Here is a 21,274-nt window from a genome sequence, read left to right as displayed (position 1 = left end):
TCAGCGCCGATGGTAGTTGGGGGTCTCCCCCTGCAAGAGTAGGACGTCGCTGGGCACTATAGGAAGTCGTTACCGAGTAATCGGTGGCGGCTTTTTGTTTGTTCTATAAAGAAATTAGAAGTGCCGAAGGCACTAACCATTTCTATCTAAGCAAGTGTGCGAGAAAGCAGAGGGGCAAAGAGTTCAAGGAAGCAAGGAAGAGAGGCTCGGAGCGTATAGCATACGCGAGAACCGAACGACTGCGGCTGACGAAGAAATCTGCCGTCCACCTGTTTTCGCAGCTCAAAAGCATCTAAATAAAAAGATGCTATTCATTAATACTGTTAAGTGTTTCTTATATATGAAGATGTTCTATTATTGCTAATGGCTCTGATGAAGAAAAAAGTTAATTTATCGAAAATGGTATGGTGAAGGTTGCCCAACATATATTAAAATTAATTTAATCAATACTGAATATTTTTGCTAAAATAGAAAAAAATTATGAAGGTGTTCACGTTACACTAACGCGGCAGTTTCGTTACCGAAGGTATAAATTAGAGGATTCGGAGATGTTGGATGGCAAAGAAAAAAAAAGAAAAGCAGGATGGGTTTTTTAAAGAAATTTTAGGTGAGATTGGTGGTTCTATAATATTTGAAGTGGTCTGGAACATCATAATGTTTATACCAAGAGTAATAATTCGCTTGATTTCAACCCTTTGGTGAAGTCATTATTTCCTATTTTAACTTATAATCACTTTAGTAAAATGGACAGTAAATGCATGAGCTTGAAGATACACTTCCTCGCTCGCTTTTTGTGAACTTTAAATCAACCTTTCTCTTTAACATAACCTTGTTAATAAAAAGATAAAAAGTTCTCCACTTATAAAGAAATAGGATGGCTCCCGAAATTGTATATTCGGGAGCCGCTCTACTCGTAGGAAGGACAACAATTCCCTTATTATCAAAAGCTGCATTAAAAACGTTTCGAGTGTTGTAGGTTGGCGCAGGACTGTCGATGCAATAGGATGACCGAAAAAGAGAGGGATTGTCGTGACGTAAGTCATGACAATCCCTCTCAAAAAAATCCTCGGTTATCTTATAGCAAAAGACCAGTCCGAAGCCATCAGGAAACACACTATCCATTTCAGAAGGATCAATTAAACTAACTTTCCCTGTATAATTAAATATTTAAAGGCCAATATAACATGGTGAAGCAATTCCAATGAAATAATTCCAAATATAGAAAAAGGACACATATTTAAACTAAATATTTTACTTTAACTCCTTAAATTCTATAATATTACATTTTAAATATTTCATTGGGAAAATATCTAAATTAAGCTTGAAATTTAAAGTATACTTGTTATAATTATATTTGTACTTTAAATGATAAGAACGTTCCGAAGTAGCTCAGTGGTAGAGCAATCGGCTGTTAACCGATCGGTCGTAGGTTCGAGTCCTACCTTCGGAGCCATTTTTATGCTTCCATAGCTCAGTAGGTAGAGTGCTTCCATGGTAAGGAAGAGGTCACCGGTTCAAATCCGGTTGGAAGCTTTTCTCATTACTAAAAGCAGGGAAAACATACATAAAAAAGTGCTTGTTTTGAAGAAAGCTTTATGCTAAAATATTTATTGTCCGGTTTTTAATTAGGACACAGCAACGGAGGATTAGCTCAGCTGGGAGAGCATCTGCCTTACAAGCAGAGGGTCGGCGGTTCGAGCCCGTCATCCTCCACCATTTATGTTTTATGATTAGCCTGGAGGGGTAGCGAAGTGGCTAAACGCGGCGGACTGTAAATCCGCTCCTTAGGGTTCGGCGGTTCGAATCCGTCCCCCTCCACCAGTTATTGGGGTATAGCCAAGCGGTAAGGCAACGGATTTTGATTCCGTCATGCCCTGGTTCGAATCCAGGTACCCCAGCCATTACAACTCAGCATAAATTGTGGGGCCTTAGCTCAGCTGGGAGAGCGCCTGCCTTGCACGCAGGAGGTCAGCGGTTCGATCCCGCTAGGCTCCATCTATAAAACTCTTTCCATTTAATATGGGAAGAGTTTTTTTGATTCAAAAAATATATTCATCATACTCTAAAAGCGTTATGATTAGAAAAAAAACAAAGGGTGTGTAATCGGTGGAAAAATTAACTCATAAAGACGTTACGTTAAGGTTATTAACCGAATCGGATATATCTATGCTATGGGAGCTATACGAGCCTAGCGTATTTAAATATATGCTAAATAAGATAGAGGATGAGCAGCAGTTAAGGCAATGGCTACAAGCTGGTATTGAGCAGATGAATGACCAAAAAAATGCTATTGCTTATGTAGTAGAACACACTACTACCAAAAAAATAATGGGTACTACTCGCATTTATAATATAGATCGAGTTAATCATGCTTGTGAAATCGGTTCTACTTTCTATGGAAAACAATATCAACGTACACATGTGAACACGACATGTAAACTTTTGCTGCTCAATTATTGCTTTGAAGATCTTGGTATGATCCGCGTACAGTTTAAAACTGATGAGCTAAATTTGCCATCTCAACGAGCAATTGAAAGGATTGGGGGTATCAGAGAAGGTGTGTTAAGAAATGAACGCATCAGGTCTGATGGAACAGTTAGAAATACAGTGGTATACTCCATTGTGGATTATGAGTGGGCAGAGGTTAAAAAACAACTAAAGTTTTTATTGAATAAATATACATAAAATTGCTCGGTTGAGCCAACTGACCCTTAGGATTTACAATGGATGTATGAACTGAAGGGGGTATAAAATAATGAATAAATTAAATGTATCAATTATCGGTGTTCCTATGGATCTTGGGCAAAATAGAAGAGGAGTCGACATGGGACCTAGTGCCATACGATATGCTGGTGTCGTTGAGCGTTTAAAAGCTCTTGGGCATACGGTGAAAGATGAAGGAGACATTTTAATCAGTCAAACTAGAGAAGAAAAGTCACCTAATACAACTCTTCGAAATTTAGAACAAGTGATAGAAGCAAATACAGCTTTAGCTAACAAAGTCCATTCCGTTGTGACAGAAGGAGAATTTCCACTTGTCCTTGGAGGAGACCATAGCATTGCAATTGGTACATTAGCAGGGCTCTCGGATCAATATGAAAATCTAGGTGTTATTTGGTATGATGCTCATGCTGACTTAAACACAGCTGAAACATCTCCATCAGGTAATATTCACGGAATGCCGCTAGCAGTAAGTATCGGCCTAGGTCATGATGATTTAGTGAATATCCGTGACTTTGCGCCAAAGATTAAACCGGAGAACATTGTAATCATCGGAGCACGTTCAGTTGACCCAGGGGAAAGAGAACTGATTAAAGAAAAAGGTATTAAAGTTTTCTCCATGCATGAAATAGATAAACTCGGGATGACAGAGGTTATGAATCAAACAATGGCTTATTTCCTAGAACGTAAAGTAGACGGAGTTCATTTATCATTAGATTTAGATGGACTAGATCCACTTTATACTCCTGGAGTTGGGACACCAGTACCAGGTGGAATAAGCTATCGTGAAAGTCATTTAGCTATGGAAATGCTGTATTCTTCCCATTTAATTACTTCAGCGGAGTTTGTGGAAGTAAACCCTATCCTGGATGAAAAAAATAGAACAGCTGATGCGGCAGTCGCACTTATGGGCTCATTATTTGGAGAAAGTTTAATATAATTGTTTTAAGTATTTTTTTGAAAAGCAGGCAAATGGTCTGCTTTTTCTTTTTTTAAAATCAACACAAAGCTGGAAATGTTTGATAAAATTAAAAATAACATAAAAAAATGAAACCTGTTGAATCCTTAAACGTATAGGTAGAGACAGCCGCATAGAGCGGAGGGGAAAATCACACGATGGATGCGTTAGTTAACAAGAGAATAAAACAAGTGTTAAAAGGAGATAAAGACGCATTCGCGGAGATTGTCGACCTTTACCAAAATAGGCTTTTCCAAGTTTGCTATCGAATGCTTGGTAATCGTCACGAGGCTGAGGACATTGCACAGGAAGCATTTGTGCGAGCCTATATTAATATTCACACGTTTGATCAAAAAAGAAAATTTTCAACATGGCTTTATCGTATAGCAACAAACTTATGTATCGACCGTATACGTAAAAAAAAGCCTGATTATTATTTAGATGCAGAAGTAAAGGGTACGGAAGGTCTAGATATGTATTCCCAAATTGCAGCGTCTGAGGAACTTCCTGAAGAAGAACTGATGAAGCTAGAGCTACAAGAAAGAATTCAATATGAGATTAGCAGGCTTCCTGATAAGTATCGATCCGCAATTGTACTTAAATATATGGAGGAATTATCTTTACAGGAAATTAGTGAAATTTTAGACCTCCCATTGGGTACAGTGAAAACAAGAATTCATAGAGGTCGGGAAGCACTTCGAAAACAATTAAGTAAACAACCTAATCTATAATAGGAGGAATCATGATGAGTGCGTGTCCAGAACGAATTGTTCACTATATGCATGAATATCTAGATGGTGAAATTAGTCGTGAACACGAGCTGGAGCTCAAATCACACTTGCAATCATGCCCGGAATGTCGTAATCATATGCACGAGCTGAGCGATGTGGTGGCTTTTGTGAAGGGTGCTGCTCATGTAGAGGCACCAAATGATTTTACTCTTTCCGTTATGTCTAGACTTCCAAAAGAGAAATCACATACTGGAGTAAGCAGATGGTTCAGACAACATCCGGTTATGACTGCAGCTGCAATGTTTCTTTTGTTAATGAGTAGTGCACTTTTCTCAAATTATAATAACGATCAGCAATTTTCGTTTACTAAGCAAGAGCATGTAATAGTCGAGGGAGAAACGGTTATAATCCCTGAAGGACAAGTCGTTAAAGGCGACTTGGTAGTTAAAAATGGGGATGTTAGAGTAGATGGTGAACTGGATGGTAATCTAACAGTTATTAATGGTTCCATTATTGACGGCTCTAAATATATGGCTTCTACCGCAAATGTTACAGGTAAAACGGAGGAAATAAATCAAGTATTCGATTGGCTATGGTATACCATAAAAGATAGTGCTAAAGATATAGCTTCATTCTTTAAAAATGAAAAGACAAACGAATAAAAAGTCTATCCAGGAAACTTTGGATAGACTTTTTTCGTTAGAGTTAGAAAGAGAAATCTATACTACATGTATGTTATACTTACTTTATATGGATTCGCGAGGAAAAGTGGGGGATGCCCAATGTCGTTTATGGAACAATTTACGGACTTGATGCCAGTGAATGTAATCGTCAATATTTTAGACGTTTTATTCGTATGGTTTGTTATATATAAATTAATAACTCTTATTAAAGGAACAAAAGCAGTTCAATTGTTAAAAGGTATTTTTGTAATAGTCATTGCAAAGGTAGTAACAGACTTTCTAGGTCTGGATACTCTAGGCTGGATGTTAAACCAAGTAATTGAATTTGGTTTCTTAGCTATCATTATAATATTCCAACCTGAAATTAGAAGAGCGTTAGAACAAATAGGTAGAGGTAAATTGTTCTCTAGAAGCTCACTGCATGAAGAAGAAGAGCAAACTCGTTTAATAGAAGCAATGACCAAGTCGGTTAGCTATATGGCGAAAAGACGTATAGGAGCCTTGATTTCTATAGAAAGAGAGACTGGATTAACGGAATATATAGAGACAGGAATAACTCTAAATTCCCACTTAACTTCTGAGTTGATGATTAACATCTTTATTCCAAATACACCACTACATGATGGCGCTGTTATTGTTCAAAAGAATAAGATAGCCTCTGCTGGTTGTTATTTGCCGCTTTCTGAAAGTCCTTTTATCTCTAAAGAACTTGGAACAAGGCACCGAGCTGCAATAGGACTCAGTGAAGTCACAGATGCGATAACAATTGTGGTATCGGAGGAAACAGGTGCAGTTAGTCTTACATCTAATGGAGACCTACATCGAAATCTTTCTATAGATGAATTTAAAAATCATTTAACAAGACTTTGGTTTGGTCCATCAGAGGAGCAAGCAACACCTTCTAAGTGGCTATGGAGGGGGAAACAAAATGGATAGAATGATGAATAATCCATGGCTTTTGCGAATTATCACACTTACCTTTGCCATACTGCTGTTTGTATCCGTGAAATCTGACATTGAATCTGACAATCAGAACTCAAGCAGCAAAACGATAGATATGATAAGAGAAGTACCGGTAGAGATTTATTATGATGATGAAAATTTAGTTGTGACTGGAGTACCTGATACGGTAGACGTCAATATAGAAGGCCCTACTCAGCTCGTAACATCAGCAAAAATCATGAAGGATTATAAACTATTTGTAGATTTAAGAGAACTTCCAATTGGAGAACATAGAGTTGCCATTTCGAATGAGAATTTCTCCGAAAAGTTAAAGGTTCGTACTGATCCTGTTTATGTAAATGTTGTAATAGAGGAGCGTATCACACAAGAGTTTAAAGTCGACCTAGATATGAATGAAAACTTAATAGCAGAGAACTATGTATTAAAATCTTCTAGTGTGGAACCAAAAACAGTTACGATTACAGGTGCAAAAAGTATCATTCAAAGCATAGGTTATGTAAAAGCAACTATCTCAAGTGAAAAAGGCATCAATAAGTCCTTTGAACAGCAAGCAAGTGTCAGAGTCCTGGACTTAGACCTGAACAAATTAGATGTATCTGTTGAACCAAGGACCGTGCAAGTTAAATTGACTGTGGAAGAATACAGTAAAGAAGTACCAATTTCGATTGTGAGAAAAGGAACGCCTAAGGCTGGGTTAACAATCAATAATATATCTAAAGACACAGAAACCGTTCGGATATATGGCCCACGAGCAACGGTGGATAAAATTGATAGGTTGAATGTCGATGTAGATGTGAGTAAAATTGAGAAAGCCGGTACATTTGATGTGAAGCTGACTCAACCTGAAGGAATCACAAGGATATCTCAAGAAAAAATTGAAGTAAAGGTTGATGTCACCGAAGCCCCTTCTACAACTGAGGCAGAAGAAACGGTGAAAGAAGAGGATACATCTGCATCCAGTGAAATAATAGAAAAATCCTTTCCAGGTATGAAAATCGCTATAAAGGGTTTACCTGAGGAATTAGAGAGTAAGTTTAATGTTCCTGCAGATGGGATTGTCGTTTTAGTGGGAAAGGGAACAGCTGAAGCATTAGAGAAAGTGCAATCAGGGGATATATCCATATATGTTGATGCACAAAATTCAGAAGTTGGAGAAGCGATTCTCCCTATTCAAATTGATGGCCCTTCGAATATAGAATGGCAAACATCTGAATCCGAAGCAAAACTAACGATAATAGAAGCATAAAAGCAGGATAACAGGTAATTAAGGAGAGTAGATCAAAATGGGAAAATATTTTGGGACAGATGGCGTAAGAGGTGTAGCAAACTCTGAACTAACACCAGAACTTGCATTTAAATTAGGTCGTTTTGGCGGTTATATATTAACAAAAGAGTCAAAGGAACGAGCAAAGGTATTGATCGGAAGAGACACACGTATTTCTGGTCATATGCTAGAAGGCGCCCTTGTTGCAGGTCTTTTATCGGTTGGGGTAGAAGTAATGCGCTTAGGTGTAATTAGTACACCAGGTGTAGCTTATTTGACTAGAGTAATGAGTGCAGATGCAGGTGTCATGATTTCTGCTTCCCACAACCCTGTGGAAGATAACGGCATCAAATTCTTTGGTTCAGACGGCTTTAAACTATCCGATGAACAAGAAGAAGAGATTGAGCAACTGCTTGATGCAGAGAAGGACGAACTTCCTAGACCTACTGGTGGGGGAGTTGGATCGGTTTCCGATTACTTCGAAGGCGGACAAAAATACATTCAATACTTGAAGCAAACGATCGATGAAGATTTCGTCGGTATCCATGTTGCTTTAGATTGTGCGAATGGGGCTACATCCTCTTTAGGGACTCATGTATTTGCTGATTTAGATGCTGACCTATCAACGATGGGCGTTTCTCCTAGTGGCTTAAATATTAATGATGGAGTAGGCTCTACTCATCCAGACGGCCTAGCGAAATTTGTTTTGGAAAAGGGAGCAGCTGTTGGTTTAGCTTTTGATGGTGATGGAGACAGACTTATTGCTGTGGACGAAAAAGGTAACATAGTTGATGGCGACCAAATTATGTACATCTGTGCCAAGTATTTAAATTCCCAAGGACGTTTAAATAACCAGACGGTAGTTTCTACTGTTATGAGTAATATGGGCTTCTACAAGGCGCTAGAGGCAAATGAAATGACTAGCGTTAAAACTGCTGTAGGAGATCGCTATGTTGTAGAAGAAATGAAGAAAAATGGATATAACTTGGGTGGAGAACAATCAGGACATATTATTTTCCTAGATTACAATACAACAGGCGATGGATTGCTGACTGGTTTGCAGTTAGTGAACATCATGAAGGTAACTGGTAAAAAACTTTCAGAGCTTGCAGCTGAGATGAAGATATACCCACAAAAACTAGTTAATGTTCGTGTAACAGATAAGCATGCTGTAACAGAAAATGAAAAAGTAGCAGCAATTATTAACGAAGTAGAGGCTGAAATGGCTGGAAACGGCCGTGTATTAGTGCGTCCATCTGGAACAGAGCCACTAGTGCGTGTAATGGTAGAAGCTTCCTCCGAGGAAGACTGTGAAAACTATGTGAGCCGTATCGTAGAAGTTGTAAAAGCTGAAATGGGCCTAGTAGAATAAATAGAAATCATTCAATATAAATATTTTGCATCCTCGACTGTTTGTTCCTAATGGTCGAGGATTTTTTTGTATGTAAAGAGTCATAGTACATAGCAGTTGTTTTCTGATGTTCTCAATTCCTTTCAGATAGGTTACCCAACAAAGGTAGGGAGAATTCTAAAAGGAATTAGACGATTAGTCTATCCTCAACTATTATTTTTATCAAAAATGTTTAATGCACCTTAAAGTGTGGAATTATAAGAGAGAACAAACAATTGAGGAGTGAGGAAATGGCTAAAGTAGCAACATTAATCACAAATATGTTTGAGGACTCAGAATACGCCAAACCAGCACAAGCACTAAACGAAGCTGGGCACGAGGTGTTTGCAATTGAAGAAGAGGCTGGAAAACAAGTAACAGGTAAAAACGGAGAAGTAAATGTAACGATTGACTATGGGATTGATGATGTAAAACCAGAGGAATTCGATGCATTGTTCATTCCTGGCGGTTTTTCTCCAGATATTTTACGTGCGGATGATCGCTTCGTACAATTTGCAAAATACTTTATGGATGCTAAGAAACCAGTATTTGCAATCTGTCACGGACCACAACTTTTAATTACTGCGAAAACATTAAATGGTCGCGATGCAACTGGTTATAAATCCATTCAAGTGGATCTAGAGAATGCTGGCGTTAAGTTCCATGACGAAGAAGTATTCGTTTGTCAAAATCAGCTAGTAACAAGTCGTACGCCTGACGATATTCCGGCATTTAACCGTGAAATCGTGAAGCTGTTAGCTTAATGTAAATAGGAAGGCTCTTCAATTAGTCTTTCCAAAAACAAAACTATAGAACTTGAAAAGGCAAGAATGCTGTTAAATCAACGCATTCTTGCCTTTAATTATGTGTTCTAAAATTTTCTATTTGGTTCAACCACGCATTATGTATATGCAAAAGATATATAGATTTTTTCAATGTAAAGAGTAAACTGTATTTTTCTTTACATTATGTCGTTATAATGATATTTTTGCTTTCTAAAGTAAAGTTAATCATCTATTATATTAGATGGGAGGGAGATATACAATGGGAATTGATGCGGTAGACAAGCGAATTCTAGAACTGTTAACAGCTAATGGTCGATTATCATATGTAGACATTGGGAAGGAATTAAATCTTTCTAGAGTTGCTGTAAGGGAGAGGGTTCATCAACTACAGAAGGAAGGAATTATTGAAAGATTCACTGTAGTGATCAATTCTGAAAAAGTAGGTAAAGGGGTATCCGGCTTTTTTGAAGTGGATTGTGAACCTTCATCATTAGTGGAAGTTGCAGAGAAACTAGCAAACAACCCAAGTGTAGCGAGTTGCTACCAAATGACAGGACCTTCCACCTTACATATGCATGTGTTAGTTGATGACTTCATTAGCCTAGAAAAATTTATCAATGAAGAGTTGTATGCATTAGAAGGTATTACGAGAGTTGAAAGCCATATTTTATTGAGAAGATTTAAAAGTCGTAGTGGCTTAAAATTATAAAAGGCATCCTTTAGAGGATGCCTTTTTGCATGGACAAAAAGAATGGAAGCGTTTACTTTTGTACAAAACAATAATAATACATAAAGTAATAAAATAGGAGATATTCTATTCGAAAAGTAATGGATAAATTATTTATTAAGTCTAAAAGTAAAGAATAAATGAAATAAATAAATTTATTTGAAAATTCATATAGATTTTTGTGAATTGTTGTATTATAATCAAAACTATTAAAATTCAGTCATTTGTTAACCAAAAACAAAGAAATGATTAACAAGTGTAGAAAAGGTTGGTGGGATTGTGATTTCTTTAATAGTAAGGCGTGGTATACAGCTTCTTTTCTTGCTTTTCGGTATATCATTTCTAGTATTTTCATCTATGTACATAGCGCCTGGGGATCCTGCCACTATGGTAGGTGGGCCGACAGCAACCGAATCGGATTTGGAGTCCATAAGAGAAAACTTGGGACTAAATGATCCTTTCCTAGTTCAGTACGGTCGATATGTAAAAAATGCGGTTCAAGGAGATTTTGGTTACTCCTATCAATCTAAACAATCAGTTTCTGAGGCAATAGCTATCCGGCTACCAAATACTTTTAAGTTAGCCATTGCGAGTATGATTGTCGCCATCATAATAGGGGTGGTTGCCGGATTGATATCAGCCTTAAAGCAAAACTCATGGCTCGATATGACATCTACTACTCTAGCACTTGCAGGAATATCCATACCGAACTTTTGGTTGGGAGCATTGTTGATATTAGTATTTGCTGTAAATTTACAATGGCTTCCAGTAGGTGGTTTATCAGCACCTTTTTACACGTTAGAAGGCTTTAAGCAGATGATCCTTCCTGCAATCACACTTGGCACTAGTGCAGCAGCAATGATTTCGAGGATGACAAGATCCTCCGTGCTAGAGGTAGCTAAAGCCGATTATGTAAGAACGGCCAGAGCAAAAGGTGTAAAAGAAAGGTCAGTCATTTGGGTACATACTCTAAAAAACGCAATGATTCCAGTAGTGACGGTCATTGGTGTTAACTTTGGTGGCTTACTCGGAGGAACAATTATTACGGAAAAAGTGTTTGCAATCAACGGAGTTGGAAGGTTGATGGTGGATGCTATTGCACAAAGGGATTTCCCAATGGTACAGGCTTCCGTTTTATTAGTTGCAACATTATTCGTGGTCGTGAATCTCCTTGTTGATATTGTCTACACATTCATAGACCCAAGGATAAGCTATGACTAAGAAGGAGGGATCATATGTCTAACACCATTTCAGTTAATAATAAACTTCCAACTGCAACAAGAAAGAAGGATAAGGTAATAGTTACGACGATGAAGCGCCTCTTTAAAAATAAATTGGCAGTCTTAGGTTTTGCTATTATCTTAGGGCTGATTATCATGTCTGTCTTTGCTCCATGGTTAGCAACATATGACCCATCAAAGCAAAACCTTGTAGCAAGTGAACTTCCAGTCTTTTCAGACGGACATTGGTTAGGGACAGATAATTATGGGCGAGATGTTTGGTCTCGTATTGTTTATGGATCAAGGATTTCTCTATTAGTGGGAATCGCAGCCGTTAGTCTTGGGTTGCTTGGAGGAATTACTCTTGGGTTGCTCGGTGGCTTTTATAAAAAGCTGGATGGAATCATTATGAGAATAGTAGATTTGCTCTTCTCCTTCCCTGGAATTCTGCTTGCTATGTTAATCATAGCTATCTTAGGTACTAGCTTGGTCAATGTGGCGATAGCCATTAGTATTTGGTCAATACCAAGCTGCGCGCGCATAGTCAGAGGGTCGGTACTTTCTATTAAACAAAAAGAGTACATTATGGCTCTAAAATCATTAGGAGCGTCTGATTTAAGGATTATGATTCGTCATATTCTACCCAACGCCATGGCACCGATCATCGTGTTTGCCACAATGAGAATGGGAACAGCTATCCTCTCAACAGCTTCTCTCAGTTACTTAGGATTAGGGGCACAGCCTCCTACACCAGAATGGGGAGCAATGATTTCACAAGGGCAAAGTTATATGTGGACGTCACCTCATTTAACAATTATTCCTGGAATAGCAATTATGTTAACCGTGTTTGCCTTTAACGTACTAGGAGACGGATTAAGAGATGCATTAGATCCAAATATGGACATCCAATAAAAAGAAGTAGAGGAGAATATGAAAATGAAGAAAAAATGGTTATTTATTTTATTATTTGTTGTTTCAATCGTGCTAGCAGCTTGTTCTGGAGGAGAATCCTCATCAGCACCAAAAGAAAACGGTGGTTCCGGAAGCGATATTAGTGGTAAAACCTTTACTTATGCAACTACAACAGATGCTGTTGGCTTGTCACCAATCATGACCAACGATTCTCCTTCTGCAAATGTTATTGAACAGGTTTATGAAACACTTTTTCAACGTAACTCAGAAACATTGGAAATTGAACCAAAATTAGCAGAATCCTATGAAAATCCTGATGAAAATACATGGATCTTTAAACTAAAAGAAGGCGTACAATTCCATGATGGAACTCCATTTAACGCTGAAGCTGTTAAGTATACTTTTGATAAATTACGCGACCCAGCAACTGGCGCGCCACGTGCTTCTCTTTTAGAATCAGTGGAAGAAATCACAGTGGAAGATGAATACACAGTGAAAATTACAACGAAATATCCTTATGGAGCGTTCTTAGCAGCACTCTCTCATACAAACTCGGCAATCGTAAGCCCTAGCGCTGACCAAAAACAAGACTTAATGAAAGAGCCAGTAGGTACAGGACCATTTAAATTTGTTAGTTGGACACCTGGAGACCAGTTGGAGCTAGAAGCAAACGAGGAATATTGGAACGGAGCACCTGATTTAAAGAAAGTAGTGTTCAAGGTGGTTCCTGAGGTTTCTACAGCAATTTCTATGCTACAAACAGGTGAGGTTCAATTTATCGATAACCTTCCAACAGAACAAATCAATCGTTTAGAATCGATGGACAACATTGACATTCAAAAAATAGATGGCTCTCCAGTCTATTACTTTGCATTTAACCACTTAAAAGAAATGAATCAAGATCCGGAATTCCGAGAAGCAGTTGCTTCAGCAATAGATCGCGATGCGTTTGTCTCTAAATTGAATGGATTAGGTGTTAGAAGTGATAGCGTAGTTGGACCAAAGGTATTTGGATATGATAAGTCAGCAGAGAATGCTGGAACTCCTTACGATTTGGATCATGCAAAGGAATTAGTGGAGAAAAATGGATACGGTGATCAACCACTAAAATTATTAACAGCTAACCGTGCTAATACAACATTAATGGCTGAAATAGTACAAGCTCAACTAGTAGAGGCAGGATTTAAAGTTGAAATCGAGTCTATGGAATGGGCAACATACTTAGACTCAGCTCGTGCAGGCGAATATGACTTAACATTCTTAAGCTGGTCAAATGTAACGGGAGATGGTTCTGAATTATTTTACCCGAACTTCCATAGTGACAATGTAGGCTCATCTAACAGAGCACAATATAGCAATGCAGCATTTGACGACTTAGTAATGCAATCACGCACAACAGTTGATCAAGAAGAGCGCGCAAAATTATTAGACCAAGCAAACAAATTAATGCTAGAAGAAAATGCTGTAGTAGTTATGTATCACGGAGTTGTTACATCGGCTTTGGATAACACCTACACAGGATTGAACCTAGATTCCACTGGTAAATGGACATTAAAAAATGTAACTGGAAAGTAGGTATATCTGATGAGGGAGACATTATTAGAAGTGAACAATTTAGTAACTGAATTTCGCACGGCAGACGGTAATGTTCAAGCCGTGCGAGATGTCTCCTTTTCTGTTTCAAAAGGAGAAACACTGTGCATCGTTGGTGAGTCCGGCTGTGGTAAGAGTATTACATCCTTGTCAGTCATTGGTCTTTTGCCAAGCAATGGTAAAATCGCTGCAGGTCAAGTCAAGTATGAGGGAAAAGAAATTCAAAGCCTTCCATACGAAGAATTGAGAAAGATGCGGGGCAATAAGATCTCGATGATTTTCCAAGAGCCGATGACAGCACTCAATCCAGTATTGACAGTGGGATACCAATTGAGAGAGCCTTTAATGCTTCATCATGGATTATCTAAATCGGAGGCACACAAACAAGGTATTGATCTGCTAAACCAAGTAGGAATCCCTTATCCTGAAAAACGGATGAGTCAGTATCCCCATGAGCTGAGCGGAGGAATGAGACAGCGGGTTATGATTGCAATTGCTCTCTCATGCCATCCTGGTTTACTTATTGCGGACGAACCTACAACAGCATTAGACGTGACAATACAAGCCCAAATATTAGACCTCATCAATGAGTTAAAGGAAAAGCTAAATATGGGCATCATGCTCATTACACATGACATGGGAGTAGTAGCTGAGGTAGCGGATAAGGTTATGGTGATGTATGCAGGCAAGAAGGTTGAGGAAGGCATGGTAGAAGATATCTTCAAAAATCCAAAACACCCGTATACTCAAGGACTTTTAAACTCTGTGCCAAATGTAGACGATCCTGATTTTGAATTAGAGCCTATTCCTGGCTCTCTTCCAAGTCTGCAGGAGAAAATTCAAGGTTGCAGATTTCACCCACGTTGTAAGTTTGCCACCGCAAAGTGTAAAGAGCTGGCACCACCAGAGATAAATGACGAGCAGGGCCACATGGTAAGTTGCTGGTTATACGAAGAGGAGGAAGTAAAAAATGGTCAACTTGTCACCCAAAACTGATCAGAAGGTCCTCCTTGAATTAAATGGAGTTAAAAAATATTTCCCTATTAAAGGCGGGATATTAAAGAGAGTTCAAGGTCATGTGCAGGCAGTTCAAGAGGTAAACCTTAAGTTATATGAAGGAGAAAGCCTTGGGGTAGTTGGAGAATCAGGTTGTGGCAAATCTACCTTAGGTAGAGCCATCTTAGGATTAGAGGAACTGACAGCTGGAAAAGTAATATTTAAGGAAAAAGAAATTCAAAACCTTAAGAGAAAAGAGAAGTTAAAGTTTGTTAAGGAAATGCAGATGATTTTTCAGGACCCTTTTGCATCCCTAAATCCTAGACAGAGAATTGGGCATGCATTAGAAGAGGTCTTTGTTATGCATACGAACTTATCCAAAATAGAAAGGCGTAATGCTGTAATAGACCTCCTAAATGAAGTAGGGCTTAGAGAGGAGCATTACGAACGTTATCCTCACGAATTTAGTGGTGGGCAGCGTCAAAGGATTGGGATAGCTAGAGCTATCGCCTTAAATCCTTCCTTTGTTATATGTGATGAAGCTGTTTCTGCTTTAGATGTATCTGTTCAAGCTCAAGTTTTAAAACTATTAAAAACTCTTCAACAAAAATACCAGCTGTCTTATTTATTCATCTCTCATGATCTAGGAGTAGTTCGCTATTTTTGCGACCGAGTGCTAGTTATGTATTTAGGTAATACGGTAGAACTTGGTACAGTAGAGGACTTATTTAAAAATCCAACGCATCCTTATACTCAGGCGTTGCTGTCCGCTATTCCACGTCCTTCGGTAAATCGAAGTTCGAAACGTATTCGACTTCAAGGGGACCTTCCTAACCCAGCCAATCCTCCATCGGGCTGTCCGTTTCATACACGTTGCCCGATAGCACAAGATATTTGTAAAAAAGATATGCCTGCATGGGAGCAGGTAAAGGAAGGTCACTTTGCTGCCTGTCACTTTGTAGGGACTAAAATTTAAAGCTTATAAAGGGGAATCACATCATGGATTACTTATATCACCCATTTCCAGGTAAGAGAAGTACCGTATTTGCTAAAAAAGGAATGGTAGCAACATCACAGCCTTTAGCAGCGCAGGCCGGCTTAGATATATTAAAAAAAGGTGGAAATGCAATTGATGCAGCTATTGCAACTGCCGCTGCATTAACAGTTTTGGAACCTACCTCTAATGGAATCGGAGGAGATGCTTTTGCTTTAATATGGACAAAGGACAAGCTTCATGGTTTGAATGCATCTGGCCCCGCGCCACAATCCATTTCAGCAGAGAAGCTAAGAGCACAAGGTTTAGAAAAAGTTCCTGTGTATGGAGTAGTTCCAGTAACTGTACCCGGAGTTCCAGCAGCATGGGCAGCCTTATCTGAAAGGTTTGGCAAGCTACCGTTAAAGGAGGTACTAGAGCCTGCTATACAGTACGCGGAGGAAGGCTATCCTCTGACACCAATACTAGGGAAATATTGGAAGGTGGCATACAAAAAGTTTAAAGCAAGCTTTACGACCGAGGAGTATAACGCATGGTTTGAAACGTTTGCTCCAGATGGACGTCCTCCTGAAATTGGAGAAGTGTGGAAATCCCCAGGTCATGCGAGCACTCTCCGAGCAATCGGAGAAACGAAAGCAAGAGCTTTTTATGAAGGAGAAATTGCTGAACAAATTGATGGTTTCATGAAGAAGCATGGAGGATATCTTTCTAAAAGTGATTTGGAATCCTATCAGCCTGAGTGGGTAGATCCCATTTCTGTGGATTATCGGGGCTATGATGTTTGGGAAATTCCACCAAACGGCCAAGGAATGGTTGCTTTAATGGCATTAAATGTATTTAAAAGGATGGATAAACCTCAGTGGCAAAGTGCACACACCATTCATCAGCAAATTGAATCGATGAAATTAGCTTTCACAGATGGACAGGCATTTATAACAGATCCCGAAGCAATGCCAGTAAAATTCGAGCATTTATTGTCAGAGGAGTATGCCGAGAAACGCAAAGAGGTAATTCAAGATGAAGCAGCAGATCCAGAGCCGTATGAATTACCAAAGGGCGGGACGGTTTATCTGGCAACTGCCGATGAAGAAGGAAATATGGTTTCTTATATTCAAAGTAATTACATGGGCTTTGGGTCAGGTGTTGTCATTCCAGGGACAGGAATTGCTCTCCAAAACAGAGGACATGACTTCTCTTTAGATGAATCACATCCTAACGTATTGAAGCCAGGTAAAAAAACTTACCACACCATTATCCCTGGATTCTTAACGAAAGAGGGAGAAGCAGTAGGGCCATTTGGCATAATGGGAGGCTATATGCAGCCACAGGGGCATTTTCAAGTAGTGACTAGTACTATAGATTATATGTTAAATCCACAAGCAACGCTTGATATTCCTCGTTGGCAGTGGATGAAGGGTAAAACGGTACATGTTGAGCCAGAGTTCCCTAACTATTTGGTACAAAGTTTGGTGAGAAAAGGGCATGATATCCAAGTGGCAACTGATGGAGGAAGCTTTGGACGTGGGCAGATTATTTGGAGAAATGCAGATACGGGCGTTCTACAAGGGGGAACAGAATCTCGAACGGATGGAGCTATCGCAGCGTGGTAGAACGTCAGCCTTTGGAGAAAAGCTCTGTGCGTCCTAAGCCGGTACTTCAAAGAGATATAAGTTGGGCATTCTTCCGAGTTGGTATGCTTGGATTCGGAGGTGGACCTTCCTCGATACCCCTAGTTCATCAGGAAGTTGTTAAGAAGTATAATTGGATGGATGATGAGGAATTCGGTGATACATTAGCACTGGCAAATACAATGCCAGGTCCAATAGCAACCAAGATGGCAGGCTACATCGGATATCGCATTGCTGGCTTTTGGGGTTGTGTCAATGCACTCATCGCTTCGGTCATTCCTACAGTAATACTGATGATTCTTCTGCTAGGATTTCTGCAGTCATTTAAGGACTCACCAAGAGTTCAAAATATGACAGCTGCAGTTATTCCAGTTGTCGCAGTTATGTTAGCATTAATGACCTGGGACTTTATCAAAAAAACTGGAGAATCCTTTGGATGGTGGCAGGCATGTTTAATAATAGCTGTTGCTGCATTGCTTATGGAGCTTATACATATACATCCAGCAATTATCATAGTAGTTTGTATGGCAATCGCTTTTTTCCCTCTATTAAAAAGGAGGGGAAGTAAGTGATTTACTGGCAATTGTTTTTAGCATTTTTTATTCCAGGTATATTGGGCTATGGCGGTGGCCCTGCCTCTATTCCATTGATAGAGCATGAGGTAGTTGAAAACTATGAGTGGATGACAACTCAGGAATTTAGTGAGGTTGTAGCCCTTGGAAACTCATTACCTGGACCAATAGCTACAAAAATGGCAGGCTATATTGGATATGCAGAGGGCGGAATATTAGGGGCAACTATTGCTCTTTTTGCGACTGTCGCACCCTCCTTAATACTCATGATTAGTATGATGGCTGTTCTATTAAAATATAAAGAAGCGCCGGAAGTCAAAAACCTTACAAAGCTGATAAGACCAGTAATCGCTGTATTACTAGGTGTAATGACTATCCAGTTTGCACAAGAATCATTAGATGGGATTGGTATAATATCAACTCTTATCTTAATAGTAGGAAGCTATTTGCTTTTAGAGAAGGTAGAACTACATCCTGCATTTGTTATCATAATAGCGCTTGCTTACGGAGCAGTTATTGTATGAGTAAAAGAGACCATTAGCGATAGGTCTCTTTCTTCATTTATACATTTCTTGGTACTTTTGGCCTTGTGGTTTCGATTGACTCACATATAATGAGAAGATATAATGATGGAGTTACATTATATTAGAATACTGGTAACCGCGTAGAAAGGAAGGATAGGTAACGCGTTAAAAGCAGGAAAACAATTATAGCGCCTGAGCTGAAGAAATTGGACGAAACGAATCTTCAGCAGACGAGGTGGAGGTTATCGATATTTCGGCGGATGCCTCCCGACCGTATTTGCCCGGTTGTAATTCTTTTTCATAAACCATTCAAGTGATTGAATGACAAAAGGGAAAAGAAGGCATTCTTAGCTTAATAGGTATGTGTATGTGAAAGATGTTTAGGATAAGCGCAATAGTGGTATCGCATAGATTATGTGTGTTTCCACAGGCGTTTTATCGCTAAGGCAAGCTTTTCAATATGCTTATTTTGACATGAATGATAACGGAGGAATATAAATTATGTGTGGAATTGTAGGATATATCGGTGAAAACGATGCGAAAGAAATTTTATTAAAAGGCTTAGAAAAATTAGAGTACCGTGGATATGATTCTGCGGGAATTGCAGTTTTAAATGAAGACGGAGTAATGGTATTTAAGGAAAAAGGACGTATCGCAGATTTACGTGAAGCGGTAGATGGAGATGTAAGTGCAAATCTAGGAATTGGTCATACTCGCTGGGCAACTCACGGTGTTCCAAACCAAGAAAATGCTCACCCTCATCAAAGTACAACAAAACGCTTTACACTAGTGCATAATGGTGTAATCGAAAACTATCATTTACTGAAAAAAGCTTATTTAGCAGACGTTGAAATGGCTTCTGATACAGATACGGAGGTTATCGTTCAGTTAATCGAACGTTTCTCAAAAGACGGTCTATCTACGGTGGATGCGCTAAGAAAAACATTACACTTAATCCATGGTTCTTATGCAATCGCATTGATAGACAATGAAGATGAAAACACGATCTATGTAGCTAAAAACAAATCTCCACTTCTTGTAGGTGTAGGAGAAGGATTTAACGTAGTTGCTTCTGACGCAATGGCTATGCTACAAGTAACAGAGCAATACGTAGAGCTTCATGACCAAGAAATCGTAATCGTGCGCAAGGAATCAGTGGAAATCCAAACACTTGATGGTACAAAGGTAGAGCGTGCTCCTTACAAAGCAGAGCTAGACATGAGTGATATTGAAAAAGGGACTTACCCTCACTATATGTTAAAAGAGATTGATGAGCAGCCAGCTGTTCTTCGTAAAATTATACAAGCATATCAAAATGAACAAGGTGAGCTTACTATTGACTCTGCAATTTTAGATGCTCTAAAAGAAGCAGACCGCTTGTACATTATTGCAGCGGGAACTAGCTATCACGCTGGTTTAATCGGTAAAGAATACTTCGAGAAAATTGCTGGTATTCCAGTAGAGGTGCATATCTCTAGTGAATTTGGATACAATATGCCTCTACTTTCAAAAAAACCTTTATTTATCTTCATCACGCAATCTGGCGAAACAGCAGATAGCCGCCAAGTATTAGTGAAAATCAAAGAAAAAGGTTATCCAACACTAACCGTAACTAACGTACCAGGCTCTACGCTTTCCCGTGAAGCAGACCACACGTTATTACTTCATGCTGGTCCAGAAATAGCTGTAGCCTCTACAAAAGCTTATGTGGCACAAGTAGCAGTACTTATGGTAACTGCCTCTGTATTTGCTAAGTCACAAGGCAAAGAGTTAGACTTTGATGTTGTGAAGGAGCTTGGAATTGTAGCAAATGCGGTTCAAGCGATTGTAGACACTAAAGAAGAGCTAGAAGAGATTGCAGCAGAATACCTTTCTACTACAAGAAACGCTTTCTTCATCGGAAGAAATGTGGACTTCTATGTAAGCTTAGAAGGTGCTTTAAAGCTCAAGGAAATCTCTTATATACAAGCAGAAGGCTTCGCTGGCGGAGAATTAAAGCATGGTACAATCGCCCTTATCGAAGACGGCACACCAGTAATCGCTTTAGCAACACAGAAGGCTGTAAGCTTAAATGTTCGTGGTAACGTAAAAGAAGTAGTGGCACGTGGCGCTAACCCATGTATTATCGCAATGGAGGGCCATGAGGAAGAAGGCGACCGCTTCGTACTTCCTAAAGTACACGAATTCTTAGCTCCACTAGTAGCCGTAATCCCATTACAGCTAATCAGCTACTACGCTGCTCTACACAGAGACTGTGACGTGGATAAACCAAGAAACTTGGCAAAATCTGTTACGGTTGAGTAATAGGGTTAAATAAATTTTTAGGTTATTGTCCTCAAATAACTCACTCGTGACGTAAATATCTCAGTCGTGACATAGATAACTCAATCATGACGTAGGTAACTTAGTCGTGACGTAAGAACTGGTTAGATATACTAACCAGTTCTTTTATTTTGCATTTAAATTATTTTAGGATATTTAAAAAAGTGAAATTTAAGATAATAGTAAGTTACAAACACTGATTATACACAGAAAAAACCAACTGTTTTGAAACAAAGAATGTTCGACATAGTTGGTTTATTATTAATTTCAGTTTGGTTATTATAATTAATT

The 21,274-nt window shown here is 39.0% G+C and carries 19 protein-coding genes and 6 tRNA genes; all 25 read left to right on the top strand.

Going from position 1 to position 21,274, the window contains the following annotated elements; all coding sequences use genetic code 11:
- Positions 1 to 555: 555 nt before the first annotated feature.
- On the top strand, positions 556 to 702 hold the full coding sequence (locus H9650_RS15365) for a hypothetical protein (RefSeq protein ID WP_154312078.1): 147 nt from the start codon (positions 556 to 558) through the stop codon (positions 700 to 702).
- 676 nt (positions 703 to 1,378) lie between these two features.
- A tRNA-Asn gene (locus tag H9650_RS15360) sits at positions 1,379 to 1,453 on the top strand.
- Between the two features lie 7 nt (positions 1,454 to 1,460).
- Positions 1,461 to 1,533, top strand: a tRNA-Thr gene (locus H9650_RS15355).
- A gap of 107 nt (positions 1,534 to 1,640) precedes the next feature.
- Positions 1,641 to 1,716 (top strand) — tRNA-Val (locus H9650_RS15350).
- Positions 1,717 to 1,737: 21 nt separating this feature from the next.
- Positions 1,738 to 1,821 (top strand) — tRNA-Tyr (locus H9650_RS15345).
- A gap of 5 nt (positions 1,822 to 1,826) precedes the next feature.
- A tRNA-Gln gene (locus H9650_RS15340) sits at positions 1,827 to 1,901 on the top strand.
- 21 nt (positions 1,902 to 1,922) lie between these two features.
- Positions 1,923 to 1,995 (top strand) — tRNA-Ala (locus tag H9650_RS15335).
- Positions 1,996 to 2,106: 111 nt separating this feature from the next.
- Positions 2,107 to 2,685, top strand: a complete 579-nt coding sequence (locus H9650_RS15330) for a GNAT family N-acetyltransferase (protein ID WP_318245417.1) — start codon at positions 2,107 to 2,109, stop codon at positions 2,683 to 2,685.
- A 70-nt stretch (positions 2,686 to 2,755) separates the two neighbouring features.
- Positions 2,756 to 3,661: an arginase gene (gene rocF, locus H9650_RS15325; RefSeq protein WP_191697569.1), complete on the top strand. Its 906-nt coding sequence runs from the start codon at positions 2,756 to 2,758 to the stop codon at positions 3,659 to 3,661.
- A gap of 176 nt (positions 3,662 to 3,837) precedes the next feature.
- On the top strand, positions 3,838 to 4,410 hold the full coding sequence (sigW, locus tag H9650_RS15320; RefSeq protein ID WP_144541056.1) for an RNA polymerase sigma factor SigW: 573 nt from the start codon (positions 3,838 to 3,840) through the stop codon (positions 4,408 to 4,410).
- Positions 4,411 to 4,424: 14 nt separating this feature from the next.
- Complete coding sequence (locus tag H9650_RS15315) at positions 4,425 to 5,072, top strand: anti-sigma factor family protein (protein ID WP_144541058.1); 648 nt, start codon at positions 4,425 to 4,427, stop codon at positions 5,070 to 5,072.
- Between the two features lie 120 nt (positions 5,073 to 5,192).
- Positions 5,193 to 6,029 carry a diadenylate cyclase CdaA gene (gene cdaA, locus H9650_RS15310; protein ID WP_144541060.1) on the top strand — a complete coding sequence of 279 codons (837 nt, stop codon included), beginning with the start codon at positions 5,193 to 5,195 and terminating at the stop codon, positions 6,027 to 6,029.
- Positions 6,022 to 7,302 carry a CdaR family protein gene (locus tag H9650_RS15305; RefSeq protein WP_154312082.1) on the top strand — a complete coding sequence of 427 codons (1,281 nt, stop codon included), beginning with the start codon at positions 6,022 to 6,024 and terminating at the stop codon, positions 7,300 to 7,302. Before cdaA ends, H9650_RS15305 begins: the two co-directional genes overlap by 8 nt.
- A gap of 37 nt (positions 7,303 to 7,339) precedes the next feature.
- Positions 7,340 to 8,692, top strand: coding sequence for a phosphoglucosamine mutase (gene glmM, locus H9650_RS15300; RefSeq protein WP_154312083.1), 1,353 nt, complete (start codon positions 7,340 to 7,342; stop codon positions 8,690 to 8,692).
- Positions 8,693 to 8,961: 269 nt separating this feature from the next.
- Positions 8,962 to 9,474, top strand: a complete 513-nt coding sequence (locus H9650_RS15295) for a type 1 glutamine amidotransferase domain-containing protein (RefSeq protein ID WP_144541066.1) — start codon at positions 8,962 to 8,964, stop codon at positions 9,472 to 9,474.
- A gap of 280 nt (positions 9,475 to 9,754) precedes the next feature.
- The gene (locus tag H9650_RS15290; protein ID WP_144541068.1) at positions 9,755 to 10,204 is read left to right on the top strand and encodes an Lrp/AsnC family transcriptional regulator; all 450 of its coding nucleotides are present in this window, start codon (positions 9,755 to 9,757) and stop codon (positions 10,202 to 10,204) included.
- Positions 10,205 to 10,501: 297 nt separating this feature from the next.
- Positions 10,502 to 11,443, top strand: coding sequence for a nickel ABC transporter permease (gene nikB, locus H9650_RS15285; RefSeq protein WP_144541070.1), 942 nt, complete (start codon positions 10,502 to 10,504; stop codon positions 11,441 to 11,443).
- A 14-nt stretch (positions 11,444 to 11,457) separates the two neighbouring features.
- Positions 11,458 to 12,354: an ABC transporter permease gene (locus H9650_RS15280; protein WP_191697568.1), complete on the top strand. Its 897-nt coding sequence runs from the start codon at positions 11,458 to 11,460 to the stop codon at positions 12,352 to 12,354.
- 24 nt (positions 12,355 to 12,378) lie between these two features.
- On the top strand, positions 12,379 to 13,929 hold the full coding sequence (locus H9650_RS15275; protein ID WP_191697567.1) for a glutathione ABC transporter substrate-binding protein: 1,551 nt from the start codon (positions 12,379 to 12,381) through the stop codon (positions 13,927 to 13,929).
- 9 nt (positions 13,930 to 13,938) lie between these two features.
- Entirely contained in the window at positions 13,939 to 14,943 is a 1,005-nt protein-coding gene (locus tag H9650_RS15270) for an ABC transporter ATP-binding protein (RefSeq protein WP_144541076.1), read from the top strand.
- Positions 14,918 to 15,919, top strand: coding sequence for an ABC transporter ATP-binding protein (locus H9650_RS15265; protein WP_191697566.1), 1,002 nt, complete (start codon positions 14,918 to 14,920; stop codon positions 15,917 to 15,919). The genes H9650_RS15270 and H9650_RS15265 overlap by 26 nt, the downstream gene beginning before the upstream one ends.
- 23 nt (positions 15,920 to 15,942) lie before the next feature.
- Positions 15,943 to 17,547: a gamma-glutamyltransferase family protein gene (locus H9650_RS15260; RefSeq protein ID WP_154312087.1), complete on the top strand. Its 1,605-nt coding sequence runs from the start codon at positions 15,943 to 15,945 to the stop codon at positions 17,545 to 17,547.
- Between the two features lie 83 nt (positions 17,548 to 17,630).
- Complete coding sequence (locus H9650_RS15255; protein WP_229654139.1) at positions 17,631 to 18,137, top strand: chromate transporter; 507 nt, start codon at positions 17,631 to 17,633, stop codon at positions 18,135 to 18,137.
- Positions 18,134 to 18,661: a chromate transporter gene (locus H9650_RS15250; RefSeq protein ID WP_154312088.1), complete on the top strand. Its 528-nt coding sequence runs from the start codon at positions 18,134 to 18,136 to the stop codon at positions 18,659 to 18,661. The genes H9650_RS15255 and H9650_RS15250 overlap by 4 nt, the downstream gene beginning before the upstream one ends.
- 501 nt (positions 18,662 to 19,162) lie before the next feature.
- Positions 19,163 to 20,965 carry a glutamine--fructose-6-phosphate transaminase (isomerizing) gene (glmS, locus tag H9650_RS15245; RefSeq protein WP_154312089.1) on the top strand — a complete coding sequence of 601 codons (1,803 nt, stop codon included), beginning with the start codon at positions 19,163 to 19,165 and terminating at the stop codon, positions 20,963 to 20,965.
- Positions 20,966 to 21,274 lie beyond the last annotated feature (309 nt).

Source organism: Psychrobacillus faecigallinarum (assembly GCF_014836595.1).
Lineage (GTDB): Bacteria > Bacillota > Bacilli > Bacillales_A > Planococcaceae > Psychrobacillus > Psychrobacillus faecigallinarum.
The sequence above is the reverse complement of the archived record's forward strand: the minus strand, read 5'-3'. Positions and strand labels throughout refer to the sequence as shown.

Bases quoted from the DNA above. Each gene is read 5' to 3' on its own strand.
- H9650_RS15365 (WP_154312078.1), top strand. From the start codon at position 556: ATGGCAAAGAAAAAAAAAGAAAAGCAGGATGGGTTTTTTAAAGAAATT.
- H9650_RS15280 (WP_191697568.1), top strand. From the start codon at position 11,458: ATGTCTAACACCATTTCAGTTAATAATAAACTTCCAACTGCAACAAGA.
- H9650_RS15295 (WP_144541066.1), top strand. From the start codon at position 8,962: ATGGCTAAAGTAGCAACATTAATCACAAATATGTTTGAGGACTCAGAA.
- cdaA (WP_144541060.1), top strand. From the start codon at position 5,193: ATGTCGTTTATGGAACAATTTACGGACTTGATGCCAGTGAATGTAATC.
- rocF (WP_191697569.1), top strand. From the start codon at position 2,756: ATGAATAAATTAAATGTATCAATTATCGGTGTTCCTATGGATCTTGGG.
- glmS (WP_154312089.1), top strand. From the start codon at position 19,163: ATGTGTGGAATTGTAGGATATATCGGTGAAAACGATGCGAAAGAAATT.
- glmM (WP_154312083.1), top strand. From the start codon at position 7,340: ATGGGAAAATATTTTGGGACAGATGGCGTAAGAGGTGTAGCAAACTCT.
- H9650_RS15275 (WP_191697567.1), top strand. From the start codon at position 12,379: ATGAAGAAAAAATGGTTATTTATTTTATTATTTGTTGTTTCAATCGTG.
- H9650_RS15270 (WP_144541076.1), top strand. From the start codon at position 13,939: ATGAGGGAGACATTATTAGAAGTGAACAATTTAGTAACTGAATTTCGC.
- H9650_RS15290 (WP_144541068.1), top strand. From the start codon at position 9,755: ATGGGAATTGATGCGGTAGACAAGCGAATTCTAGAACTGTTAACAGCT.
- sigW (WP_144541056.1), top strand. From the start codon at position 3,838: ATGGATGCGTTAGTTAACAAGAGAATAAAACAAGTGTTAAAAGGAGAT.
- H9650_RS15265 (WP_191697566.1), top strand. From the start codon at position 14,918: ATGGTCAACTTGTCACCCAAAACTGATCAGAAGGTCCTCCTTGAATTA.
- H9650_RS15305 (WP_154312082.1), top strand. From the start codon at position 6,022: ATGGATAGAATGATGAATAATCCATGGCTTTTGCGAATTATCACACTT.
- H9650_RS15255 (WP_229654139.1), top strand. From the start codon at position 17,631: ATGCTTGGATTCGGAGGTGGACCTTCCTCGATACCCCTAGTTCATCAG.
- H9650_RS15315 (WP_144541058.1), top strand. From the start codon at position 4,425: ATGAGTGCGTGTCCAGAACGAATTGTTCACTATATGCATGAATATCTA.
- H9650_RS15260 (WP_154312087.1), top strand. From the start codon at position 15,943: ATGGATTACTTATATCACCCATTTCCAGGTAAGAGAAGTACCGTATTT.